Raw genomic sequence first — 12,416 nt, 5'->3', positions numbered from 1 at the left:
ATGGGGGCCTGCTCGGTTCAGGGCACTGAACAAAATCGCCGCCCGAGTTATCGCCGGGCGGCGTTCTTCAAAATCCCACGGAGCCTGTGCGCCAGGGCACGCTCCCTGTCGCGTGCGGGACTTCGCGGTACTGCCGGAGTCCCCGCCACAGCCCTCGAAAGCAGCTCGTGAGCTTCGATCAGGATGAACGGCAACTGTGTGCCTCCGCGATTCTACCCGCCTTGTGGGCGAGGTCGGTGGCGACAGGCTGCAGACCGAGCATGAGCGCGCCCTGGAAAACGTAGGCGCGCCCCTGATAGAGCGCAAGTTTTGGCACATGCCGTGAGATCCACCCACCGCTCGCGTGTGTGGGGAACCGCTTCCCGGTCGTGCGCGTTGGGATCGTGAACCGCCGTCGCGAGCCGCGACGGCGCTTTGTTCGTTGTGACCCGCGAGATTCTGGGTCGGCAGCGAATACCGGGGAGCCAGCAATGGGAACCCGTCCACGCTGGACATGGCGGATTGGACCGGGTTCATTGCGCCCGGCGGGATGGGAAGATCACGGGCCGGGGGCCGCCCGCGAGCCCCGCTCCCCCGCCCTTTCCGGCCCCTCCGCCACCCGCAGTGAACCTGGCGCGCACCGCATCTCGCGGGTGGAACAGTTTGCGCATACCTTGGATTCTGTCCCGCCGCATCCATCCAACCCGCGCTGCCCGCGCACGTTGCGGCAGCCGGCCGGACCGGCGGAGGTTCGAGAACGGCGAAGTTCATCCATCGTACGGCCGCGCCCAGAGGCACCCGCGGCCGCCCGCGGCCCCGGCCGCACGACTGGTTTCAAGCAGAGAGCGCCTCGCACGATGACCGATCGCATGGATCCACGCACGCCGCCCGCCTCCATTCTCCTCGCCGGCGGCGGCGAAATGGGCACGCTCATGCGCGAGCACCCGTGGGCCGCCACGGCGCTGGGCCCGGTGGAGCAGTGGCCGCAGAGCCTGACCACCGCCGTGCGCATTCTGCTCACCTCGCGCTTTGCCATGTGGATGGGCTGGGGCCCCGATCTCAGCTTCTTCTACAACGACGCGTACCGGCGCGACACGCTGGGCAAGAAGCACCCGTGGGCGCTGGGCCGCCCCACGCGCGAAGTGTGGGGGGAGATCTGGGACGACATCAGCCCCCGCATCCAGTCGGTGCTGGACACTGGCGAGGCCACGTGGGATGAAGGGCTGCTGCTGTTTCTGGAGCGCAGCGGCTACCCGGAGGAGACGTACCACACCTTCTCGTACAGCCCGCTGACGGACGACGCGGGGCGCTCGTCGGGAATGTTCTGCGTGGTGATGGAGGAAACGGAGCGCGTCATCGGCGAGCGCCGGCTGGCGACGCTCCGCGACCTGGCCGCGGAGCTGGCGGCGGCCGGGAGAGAGGACGCGGTGCTGGCCGCGGTAGAGCGCGGGGTCTCCGGCAGCCGCAAGGACCTGCCCTTCACCCTCACCTACCTGTTCGAGGACGGCCACACCCGTGCGCGGCTGGCCGCCTGCACCGGCTTTCGCGCGGGCGACCCCGGCGCCCCCGAAACCATCGAGGCCGGCGCCGCCGCGCAGGCATGGCCCGCGGGCGAACTGCTGGCCGGCTGTGCGCGGCTCGTCATCGACCCGCTTCCCGCCAGCCTGGGCGAGCTCCCCACCGGGGCGTGGGACGTGCCCCCGCGCGCGGCCATCGCCGTCCCCATCGCGCGGCCGGGGCAGGAGCGGCCGGCGGGGTTTCTGGTGGCCGGGCTGAACCCCTTTCGCCCGTTCGACGAGGCGTACGAGGGATTCGTGGGGCTGGTGGCCGGGCAGATCGCGGCCAGCCTGGCCAACGCCCGCGTGTTCGAAGAGGAGCGGCGCCGCGCGCAGGCGCTGGCGGAGCTGGACCAGGCCAAGACGATCTTCTTCAGCAACATCTCGCACGAGTTCCGCACCCCGCTCACCCTGATTCTGGGCCCGGCCGAGGAGGGGCGCGCGGACCCGGCGCTGACGGAAGACGAGCGGGCCCGCTGGGACACCGTGCAGCGCAACGGGCGCCGGCTGCAGAAGCTGGTGAACACGCTGCTGGAGTTCAGCCGCATCGAGGCGGGGCGCGTGCAGGCCGCGTACGAGCCGGTGGACCTGGCCGCGTTCACCCGCGACCTCGCCAGCCTGTTCCGCTCCGCCCTGGAACGCGCGGGGCTGCGGCTGGAGATTGACGCACCCGCGCTGCCCGAGCCGGTGTACGTGGACCGCGACATGTGGGAAAAGATCGTCCTGAACCTGCTCAGCAACGCCTTCAAGCACACCTTTTCCGGCACGGTGACCGTCGCCCTGCACGCGGCGGGCGACGCGGTGGAGCTGCGGGTGCGCGACACGGGAACGGGGATTCCCGCGGAGGAGATCCCCCTTCTCTTCGACCGCTTTCACCGCGTAAAGGGCGCCGCGTCGCGCACGCACGAGGGAACGGGGATCGGCTTGGCGCTGGTGCGCGAGCTGGTGGCGCTGCACGGCGGCACCATCGAGGTGGAAAGCACGGTGGGCGAGGGGAGCACGTTTACCGTGCGCGTGCCGGCCGGAAGCCGCCACCTGCCGGCCGGCCAGATCGGCGCGCCGCGCGTCGTGGAATCCGCCACGGGCGGCGCCTTCGTGCAGGAGGCGCTCACGTGGATTCCGGAGGCGCCGGCGGCCCCGGCGGACGGCCCGGGGACGGCGGGGGTGCCGGAAGGGATCCTGGACGCGGACATGCCGGCGCCCGCCGGCGAGCGCCGCGCGGACACCATCCTGATCGCGGACGACAACGCCGACATGCGCGCCTACCTGGCCCGCCTGCTGGGCCGGCAGTGGCACGTGGACACGGTGCCGGACGGCGTGGCCGCGCTGGCCGCGGTGCAGGCGCGCCTGCCGGACCTGGTGCTTTCCGATGTGATGATGCCGGGACTGAACGGGTTTGAGCTGCTGCAGGCGCTGCGCGCCAACCCGCGCACCCGCGAGCTTCCCGTGCTCCTGCTGTCTGCCCGCGCGGGGGAAGAGTCGCGCATCGAGGGGATGCAGGCGGGCGCGGACGACTACCTGGCCAAGCCGTTTTCCGCGCGCGAGCTGGTGGCGCGGGTGGGCGCGCACCTGGAGCTGGCCCGCGTGCGGCGCGACGCCGCCGCCCGCCTGCGCGCCGCCGCGGAAGAGAACGCGGAGCTGTACCGCGAAGCGCTGGAGGCCAAGGAGCGGCTGCAGGAGCAGGCGGTCGAGCTGGAGCTGCAGACGGAGGAGCTGCAGACGCAGACGGCCCACCTGGAGGAAACGCAGGTGGACTTGGAGTCCGCCAACAACGAGCTCCGGCAGGTGAACGCCGCCCTGCGCGAGACGGAGGGCCGGTTCCGCAACATGGCCGACAACGCGCCGGTGATGATGTGGGTGACCGATCCCGACGGCGTGTGCACGCACCTGAACCGCCAGTGGTACGACTTCACCGGGCAGACGCCGGAAACCGGGCTGGGCTTCGGCTGGCTGAACGCCACGCACCCGGACGACCGGCCGTTCGCGGAGCAGACGTTCATCACGTCCAACGCCACGCGCGCGCCGTTCCGGGTGGAGTACCGGCTACGGCGCGCGGACGGGGAGTACCGCTGGGCCATCGACGCCGCGGTGCCGCGCTTTGATGCGGGCGGGGCGTACCTGGGCTACATCGGCTCCGTCATCGACATCACCGAGCGCAAGGAAGTGGAGCAGCAGCGCGAGATCGTGCTGGCGGAATCGGAGCAGGCGCGGCGGCTGGCGGACGAGGCCAACCGCGCCAAGAGCGAGTTTCTGGCAAACATGAGCCACGAGCTGCGCACGCCGCTCAACGCCATCGCGGGGTACCTGGACCTGCTGGACCTGGAGATCCACGGCCCGGTGAACGCCGCCCAGCACCATGCGTTCGACCGCATCAAGCGCAACCAGGAAGTGCTGCTTTCGCTCATCAACGACGTGCTCAACTTCGCCAAGCTGGAGGCGGGGCGGCTGGAGATCGAGTGCGCCGAGGTGGACGTGTGCGAGGTGCTGAACCAGGTGGAGCCGCTGATTGCGCCGCAGATGGCGGCCAAGCGGCTGGCCTACGCCTGCGAGCAGTGCGAGCCCGGGCTGACGGCGCTGGGCGATCCGGAGCGCATTCAGCAGGTGCTGATCAACCTGCTCACCAACGCGCTCAAGTTCACGCCCTCCGGCGGGCGGGTGACGGTGAGCGCGGCGCCCGACGGGGCCCGGGTGCACATCCGCGTAACGGACACGGGGCGCGGGATTCCGGCGGAAAAGCTGGAAAGCATCTTCGACCCGTTCGTGCAGGTGGACCGGCGCGGCAGCCTGGCGGAAGAAAGCCAGCTGGGGGTAGGGCTGGGGCTGGCGATCAGCCGGGAGCTTGCGCGGGCGATGGATGGCGAGCTGACGGTGCGGAGCGAACCCGGCGCGGGGTCCACGTTCACCCTCGCGCTGCCCCGCGCGATGGACGGCGCCGGAGCGGGGTGATCCGCATCCCCGGCTCGTTCGCGGCCATGGCCATGAGGTTTCACGCGGGGGACGCGGGGGTTCGGACGGAGAGGAACGCGGGGGAACTGATCGGGGGATGGGGGCAGCGGATCGCCTCCATCCCCCGCCTTTTCTTCACGCTGTTCCCCCGAGCGGTTTTCCCTCGGTTTCTTCCCCCTGCCCCATGCAGTTCCCCCGCGTCCCCCCGCCCTCCCCCGCGTCCTCCGCGTACGGGCTGTTGAGGGAGCCCGGACGCTTCGGGAGATTTGAGATCCGGAACGTATCGCTCCGGGAACTGCCCTCCACCGCGCGCCGGCCCGCGGCTCCGGACGATTGTGTCAGTTCTCCTTTTCCGCCCCGAAACTGCATCGCATGATGCTTGCAGTCCGGGGCGGCCTCGCACTGCCTACCTCGCACCGAACGGCACATGAACCCGGACATTCTCACGCGCAACAACGTCCGCGTCTCCGGACGCGGCACGCAGCCCATGCTGTTCGCGCACGGGTTCGGGTGCGACCAGAACATGTGGCGGCTGGTGGCGCCCGCGTTTGAAGACGAGTACCGGATCGTGCTGTTCGACTACGTGGGCTCCGGCAACAGCGACCTGCGCGCGTACGACGCCCCGCGCTACTCCACGCTGGACGGCTACGCGCAGGACCTGCTGGACGTGGTGCACGCGCTGGATCTGCGCGACGTCGTTCTGGTGGCGCATTCCGTAAGCAGCATGGTGTCCGTTCTGGCCGCCAACCGCGAGCCGGAACGCTTTGCCCGGCTGGTGCTCATCGGTCCGTCGCCGCGCTACATCAACGATCCGCCGTACGTGGGCGGCTTTGAGCGGCAGGACATCGAAGGGCTGCTGGAGATGATGGACCACAACTACATCGGCTGGGCCAACTTCCTGGGGCCCGCCATCATGAAGAACACCGACAGGCCCGAACTGGGCGACGAACTCGCCACCAGCTTCTGCTCCACCGATCCCGTGGTGGCGCGCCGCTTTGCCGAGGCCACCTTTCTTTCCGACAACCGCGCGGATCTGGCGCAGGTCCGCGTGCCGTCGCTGATTCTGCAGTGCTCCGACGACATGGTGGCGCCGCTGGAGGTGGGCGACTACCTGCACCGCGAGATGCCGGACAGCACCCTTCGCGTCATGGAGGCGACGGGCCACTGCCCGCACATGAGCCATCCCGACGAGACGATCCGGCTGATCCGCGACTACCTGCAGCCCGCCGCCGTGGCGTGACCATGACGGAAACGGCCGGCGCGCCGGAAGAGCGCCGCCTGGATGAACTGCTGGACCACGCGCCCGCCGGCTTTGCCTCGTTCATGGACGACGGCACCATCGTGGCGGCAAACGCCACCTTTGCGCGCATGCTGGGCTACGCGCCCGGCGAGCTGGACGGGCGGCGCATCGAGAGTGTGATGGGGATGGGAACGCGCATCTTCTATCAGACGCACTTCTTTCCCCTGCTGCGCCTGCACGGCGGCGCGGAGGAGATCTTTCTCCTTTTGCGCCACCAGGACGGCCAGGACGTGGGGGTGCTGGCCAACGCCGCGCGGCGCGAGCGGGACGGCGCGTGGGCCAGCGACTGCGTATTCATGCAGGTGCGCGAGCGCCGCAAGTTCGAGGACGAGCTTCTGCGCGCGCGCCGCACGGCGGAACAGGCCCAGGCCGCCGCCGAGGCCCGGTCAGAGGAGCTGCGCCACGCCAACGAGCTGCTGGAGCAGCAGGCGATGGAGCTGGAGCTTCAGCACCAGCAGCTGCAGGAGCAGGCGTTTGAGATGGAGACGCAGGCCGAGGAGATGCAGGCCATCAACAACGAACTGCTGGAGCGCTCGGAGGAACTGGTGCGGCAGCGCGCCGCGGCGGAAGAGGCCAACCAGGCCAAGAGCAGCTTTCTGGCGGTGATGAGCCACGAACTGCGCACTCCGCTGAACGCGATCGCCGGATACGTGCAGCTGCTGGAGATGGGGATTCACGGCCCGGTGACGGAGCCGCAGCTGCTGGCGCTGGACCGCATCGGGCGCAGCCAGCAGCACCTGCTGCGGCTGATCAACGACGTGCTGAACCTGGCCCGCATCGAGTCCGGCCGGGTGGAGTACATGGTGGAGAACGTGCCCATCCCCGACCTGCTGGCCTCCGTGGCGCCCATGGTGGAGCCGCAGATGGCGGCCAAGCAGCTGGCCTTTTCCGTGGACGTGGATGCGGTGGCGGTGCGCGCGGACCGCGACAAGGTGCAGCAGATCATCATCAACCTGCTCAGCAACTCCATCAAGTTCACGCCACCGGGCGGACGCATTGCGGTGACGTCGTCGCGGCGCGCGGAGCAGCCCGGCGTGGTGTTCGTGCGGGTGACGGACACGGGAATCGGCATCGCGCACGGGAAGCAGGCGGCGATGTTCGAGCCGTTCGTGCAGGTGGACATGAGCCGCACGCGCCGGTCGGAGGGCACGGGACTGGGGCTGTCGATCAGCCGCGACCTGGCGCGCGGAATGGGCGGCGACCTTCGCGTGCGCAGCGAAGAAGGCGTCGGCTCTACCTTTACCCTCACGCTTCCCGCCGCCGACTAGAGCAAAAAAGCCTCACACAGAGCCGCAGAGACACAGAGAAGGAACAACAAAAGCTTTTCCTGTTTTTCTCTGCGGCTCTGTGTCTCTGTGCGAGGCTGTTCCGTTGGAGGTGCGCTGGGACGTTCAGGAATCCTTGAGTTCCGGGAAGTCTTCGATCCGGTACTCGCCATCGGAATGCGCGCCGGCCTGTTCGGCATCGCGCAGTTCCACCCGGCGGATCTTGCCGCTGATGGTCTTGGGAAGATCGCTGAACTCGATGCGCCGCACGCGCTTGTACGCCGCCATCCGCTCGCGCACAAAGCGGAACAGTTCGGCCGCCAGTTCGCGCGACGGTTCGAATCCCGGGCGCAGCACCAGGTACGCCTTGGGGACGGAAAGCCGCAGCGGATCAGGGCTCGGCACCACGGCCGCCTCGGCGACGGCCGGGTGCTCGATCATCACGCTCTCCAGCTCGAACGGCGAAATGCGGTAGTCCGAGCTCTTGAACACGTCGTCTGTGCGCCCCACGTAGGTGATGTAGCCGCCCTCGCCGCGGGTCGCCACGTCGCCGGTGCGATAGTAGCCGCCACGCATGGCCTCATCCGTCCGCGCGGGGTCGTCCAGGTAGCCGGACATCAGCGCGGCGGGCGGCGGATCCAGCCGCAGCGCGATCTCTCCCTCGTCACCCTCGTTGCCGTCCGCGTCCAGAAGGGCCACGCGGTACCCCGGCAGCGGGCGCCCCATGGACCCCGGCCGCAGCGGCTGCCCCGGCGGATTGCCGATCTGCGCCGTGGTTTCCGTCTGCCCGTATCCGTCACGGATGGTCAATCCCCACCCGGCGCGCACCCGCTCGATCACCTCGGGGTTCAGCGGCTCGCCCGCGCTGGCCACCTCGCGCAGCCGCACGGGCCAGGCAGACAGGTCTTCGTTGATCAGAAAGCGCCACACGGTGGGCGGCGCGCACAGCGTGGTGACGGCATGGCGGACCAGCATGTCCAGCACGCGCCGCGCATCGAACCGCGCGTAGCTGAACACGAACACGCATGCGCCGGCGTTCCACGGGGCAAAGACGTTGCTCCACGCGTGCTTGGCCCACCCCGGCGACGACACGTTCCAGTGCACGTCGCCCTCGCGGATCCCGATCCAGTACATCGTCGAGAGATGGCCCGCCGGATAGCTGCGGTGCGTGTGCAGCACCAGCTTGGGGACGGATGTGGTGCCGGAGGTGAAGTACAGCAGCATGGGATCGCCGCCGCGCGTTTCGCCGTCGGGGGTAAAGACGGGGGCGTGCGCGGCGGCGCCGTGGTACGCGGTCCACCCCGCGCGCTCCTCGCCCACGATCACGCGGGTAAAGGCGCCGGGCACCTCGTCCAGCCGCGGCGCGCCCTCCGCATCGGCGATCACGTGGCGGATGGCGCCGCGACGCACCCGGTCGCGCAGGTCGTCCACCGTAAGCTGCGTAGTGGTGGGGACGATGACGACGCCCAGCTTGATGGCCGCCAGCATCACCTCCCACAGCGGCGCCACGTTGGGCAGCATGAGCAGCAGCCGGTCGCCGCGGCGGGCGCCCTGGGCGCGGAGGAAGTTGGCCACGCGGTTGCTGCGCTCCGACATCTCGCGGAACGAGCAGACGGTTTCCACCCCCGCGTCATCCACCAGGTGCAGCGCGGGCGCGTCGTTTTCCGCCGCGTACGCGTCAAACCAGTCCAGCGCCCAGTTGAAGTGTTCCAGCGTCGGCCACTGGAAGCCCTCGTACGCCGCGTCGTAGTCCCCGCGCCGGTCCAGCAGGAATCGCCGCGCCTCGGCGAACTCGTTCTGCGGAATCATTCGTCGCCCCTCCCGGATGTGGATTGCACCCGGGGCGCAAAATCAGCACCGGCGCGGCGGAAGGCGAGGATGCGGCGGCGTGAGCAACTGATATGAAGTTGCCGCGTTGCCGCAACAACGGCGGAAAGCCCCACGGCACTGCTGTGAGGCTTCACCTGCACAAGGACCTTGGTCCTGGCGTGAGTTCTCCCCTCTCCGTGCGTCTGTTTGCACGGGGAGGGGTCGGGGGAGGGGCCTCACAGGCCGGCGATGAGCAGAAGCGTGCACAGCAGAGCTGAGTCGATGATTCTGCTATCGAAAGGCGTCGGCGGAGCAACTGAAGTTGCCGTCAGGACGGCGGAAAACCTCGCGAACAGGTGTGTGGCTCACCTGCAACAGCCAGAATCAGCGGTCAGGCTGGGACGATGACCATCACTCCGCGGCGGCGGGGAGCGTAAAGGAAAAGACGGTGCCCTCCCCCACGCGGCTGGCCACGTCGATCGATCCCCCGTGCGCCTCCACCAGCCCCCGCGCAATGGCCAGCCCCAGCCCCGTCCCCAGCCCCGCGGTGCTGCTGGCCTGCCAGAACGGATCGAACAGGTGCGGCAGGTTCTCCGCCGGAATGCCCGATCCGGTGTCGCGCACCGTGAAGCACACCGCGCCGTCCGCCCCCGGCGCGGCGCTGACGCCAATCTGCCCGCCCTGCGGCGTGAACTTGACGGCGTTCCCCACCAGGTTGGACAGCACCTGAAACACGCGGTCGCGGTCGGCCATCACCTGCGGCAGCGGCTCCGGCGCGCCGCACGCCAGCTGCTGGCCCCGGTCGGCCACCTGCGTGCGGAACGCATCCATCACGTCGGCCAGCAGATCCGCCGGGCGCACCGGGGCGGGGTCCACCGCCAGCGCGTGCCCGGCCTGCAGGCGCGCGGCGTCCAGCAGGTCCATGATCAGCCGGTTCATGCGGCCCGTGGCGCGCACCACCACGTCCAGCTGCCGCTGGCGCTGCGGCTCCGGCAGATCCGGCGTTTCCTGCAGGAACTGCGCGGCCATGCGGATGGTGTGCACCGGGTTCTTGAGGTCGTGCGACACCACGCGCAGCACCTGGTCGCGCGTCTGCACGGCGGCCTCGGCCTGCGCGCGGGCCGCCTGCTCCGCCTCCAGCACCAGCACCCGCCGCAGCGCCGCCACGGCCAGGTCGCCCAGCGCGCGGGCGTGCCGCACCTCGCGGTCGCCAAATGCGCCCTGTTCGTCCGTGCGCAGCAGAACCAGCGCGCCCAGCAGTTCCTTTCCCGTCTGCAGCGGCACCATGAGCCCGCCGCACCGCTCGCAGCTGCGGCGAAGGTAGGGCGCCATGCTTTCGCCGATGTCCGACGCCTGCAGCGCCAGCGCGGGCTTGCCGGAATCGATGATCTCGTCCGTGAGCGATCCGGGGTACGGCGCCGTCGTCCCCAGCTCCGGAATTCCCTCCCCCGCCCCGGCCACCACCCGCACCTCGTGCGCCTCGGCCCGCTCGATGTACGCGCCGAACGCCCGGGTGGAGCGCACGGCGCTTCCGGCCACGCACTCCAGCACCTCGCGCACGCTCAGCGCCTGCGCCAGCGCGCGGGCCAGGGTGTGCAGCGCCGCCTCGTCGTCCGCGCGGTCGCGCAGGCCGGCGGCCAGGGCGGCCTCGCTGCGCGCCTGCCCCGCGAACAGCAGGTTGCCCATGAGCGCCAGCACGGCCGAGGCGATGACCGCGCCCGCCAGCAGCAGCGAAAGCGAGTCGGCGCCGCGCCGCTCCCGCTGGCTGCGGACGGTGAGCAGCGCGTCCTGCTCCCGCTCGATTTCCGCCACGCGCACGCGCACCGTGTCCATGAGCGCCTTGCCGCCGCCCGCGCGGATGACGGCTTCGGCGGCGTCGCGGCCGCGCGTGCGCCGCAACTCCACGATCTGCTCCACAAGGTCCAGCCGCTGGTCAATCAGCGGCTCCAGCGCGTCTACCCGGCCGCGCTGGGCGGCGCTGGCGATGCGCATGCGCGCCTCGGCGAGTTCGCGGGCAATGCGTGGCCGGGCGTTGCGCGCGGGCGCAAGGTACGCCTCGTCCCCGGTGAGCACGTAGCCGCGCTGCGAGGTTTCGGCGTCCTTGAGCGAGCTGAGCGCGCGTTCCAGCGCCACGGTGACCTGGTAGCTGCGCTCCACCGCGCGGGCGTTGGCGGTCGCGCGCCGCACGCCGCCCAGCATCATCGCGCCCAGCAGCAGAACGATGAGGGTGGGGCCGAACAGGGCGAGCCGCCGCGACCACGGGTGCCGGAGCGTGGGCCGGAAACGGCCGTTTGGCGGGGCGGGTGAAGGTTCGTCCATGCGCGCGGGCCACGCACGATGCGCACCATCCACCCCGTCCGCACCCGTGCTCCGCGCCGTCATCGCCCGATCGTCCATCCACCGCAAACGACGGAGGGAGGGGAGGATGAGCGGCACCGCGCCCCCGCCACGCGTCGCGGTCCCGCGATCCGCCGACATCCATCGTACGCGGCCGTTTTCGATGGATCGGCACGATCCGCCACACCGATCCGCGCCGCGGCCCATCCGCGGGAGCGCGCGGGCCGCCGGCCGGTTGCGGAGGATGCGCCGAAGCCGCCAATTACGGCGCGAACTCCGCTTCTTCCCCTGATCTCCCGTTCCCCATGAACACGACCGATTCCGCCACCGCCGCGCTCCCGGAGACCATCGACCAGGTGCTGGTGCGCCTGAACGGCATTCTGGACGACGCGCTGCGCGGGGGAACGCGCATCGGCTACTTCGCCGCGCTGTACGAGCGGGTGACGACCAACGTGCGGCGCGCACTGGTGGCGGGGAACGTGTTCCAGGACAACGCGCGTATGGAGCGGCTGGACGTGGTGTTCGCCAACCGCTTTCTGGCCGCGTGGGACGAGCATTCGGCGGGCGGACAGCCGTCGCTGGCCTGGCGCGCGGCCTTTGCGCTGCTGGACAATCCGGGCCCGCTCGTCGTTCAGCACCTGCTGGTGGGGATGAACGCACACATCAATCTGGACCTGGGGATCGCCGCGGCCACGGTGGCGCCCACGCCGGATGAACTGCAGGCGCTGTGGCCGGACTTCAAGACCATCAACGCGGTCCTGTCGCGGCTGGTAAAGGTGGTGGAGGACGAGCTGGGGGAGATTTCGCCGCGGCTGGAGCGCATCGAGGAGATCGCGCCGGGGCTGGAGGACCGCGTGTTCGACTTCGGCATCGACGTGGCGCGCGACGTGGCCTGGGCGCTCGCCACGGAGTTGTCGAACACGCCGCGCGAGGGGTGGAACGCCGTCATCGACGCGCGCGACGGGATGGTGGCGGAGGCCGGGCGCGCGCTGTATCCGCTGCACGGAATTCCCGGCTTCGTGCAGAGCTGGATTCACGGCGCCGAATCCACCGACATCCGCTACAACATCCAGGTCGTGGCGGAGTAGGAGGCGCTCCGCTTCGGACTCCGACGAACGGAGCCGCCGCCTGCGCGTCCGCGGCTCGCCGGTCTGCGTGCCGGCGGACGATGATCGGCGTTCCGGTGCAGACCGGCACGCGCCAACCGGGCTGCGCCCTGCCGGC

The 12,416-nt window shown here is 70.3% G+C and carries 6 protein-coding genes; 4 read left to right on the top strand and 2 right to left on the bottom strand.

Annotated elements, in window-relative coordinates; genetic code table 11:
- Nucleotides 1-836 precede the first annotated feature (836 nt).
- The 3 genes from HNQ61_RS23730 to HNQ61_RS23720 all read left to right on the top strand — a co-directional run bounded on the left by HNQ61_RS23730 (nucleotide 837) and on the right by HNQ61_RS23720 (nucleotide 7,049).
- Complete coding sequence (locus HNQ61_RS23730) at nucleotides 837-4,481, top strand: ATP-binding protein (RefSeq protein ID WP_170038686.1); 3,645 nt, start codon at nucleotides 837-839, stop codon at nucleotides 4,479-4,481.
- Nucleotides 4,482-4,908: 427 nt separating this feature from the next.
- Entirely contained in the window at nucleotides 4,909-5,721 is an 813-nt protein-coding gene (locus HNQ61_RS23725) for an alpha/beta fold hydrolase (RefSeq protein WP_170038688.1), read from the top strand.
- Between the two features lie 2 nt (nucleotides 5,722-5,723).
- Complete coding sequence (locus tag HNQ61_RS23720; RefSeq protein ID WP_170038690.1) at nucleotides 5,724-7,049, top strand: PAS domain-containing sensor histidine kinase; 1,326 nt, start codon at nucleotides 5,724-5,726, stop codon at nucleotides 7,047-7,049.
- 123 nt (nucleotides 7,050-7,172) lie between these two features.
- Here HNQ61_RS23720 and HNQ61_RS23715 read toward each other — a convergent pair whose 3' ends face one another.
- Nucleotides 7,173-8,855 carry an AMP-binding protein gene (locus HNQ61_RS23715; protein WP_170038692.1) on the bottom strand — a complete coding sequence of 561 codons (1,683 nt, stop codon included), beginning with the start codon at nucleotides 8,853-8,855 and terminating at the stop codon, nucleotides 7,173-7,175.
- 411 nt (nucleotides 8,856-9,266) lie between these two features.
- On the bottom strand, nucleotides 9,267-11,174 hold the full coding sequence (locus HNQ61_RS23710; protein ID WP_170038694.1) for a CHASE3 domain-containing protein: 1,908 nt from the start codon (nucleotides 11,172-11,174) through the stop codon (nucleotides 9,267-9,269).
- Nucleotides 11,175-11,497: 323 nt separating this feature from the next.
- On the opposite strand from HNQ61_RS23710, the gene HNQ61_RS23705 reads away from it, so the two are divergent.
- Nucleotides 11,498-12,280, top strand: coding sequence for a DUF5995 family protein (locus HNQ61_RS23705; RefSeq protein ID WP_170038696.1), 783 nt, complete (start codon nucleotides 11,498-11,500; stop codon nucleotides 12,278-12,280).
- Nucleotides 12,281-12,416 lie beyond the last annotated feature (136 nt).

It is taken from the genome of Longimicrobium terrae (assembly GCF_014202995.1).
GTDB classification, from domain to species: Bacteria; Gemmatimonadota; Gemmatimonadetes; order Longimicrobiales; family Longimicrobiaceae; genus Longimicrobium; species Longimicrobium terrae.
This window is presented reverse-complemented; position numbering and strand designations above follow the sequence as displayed.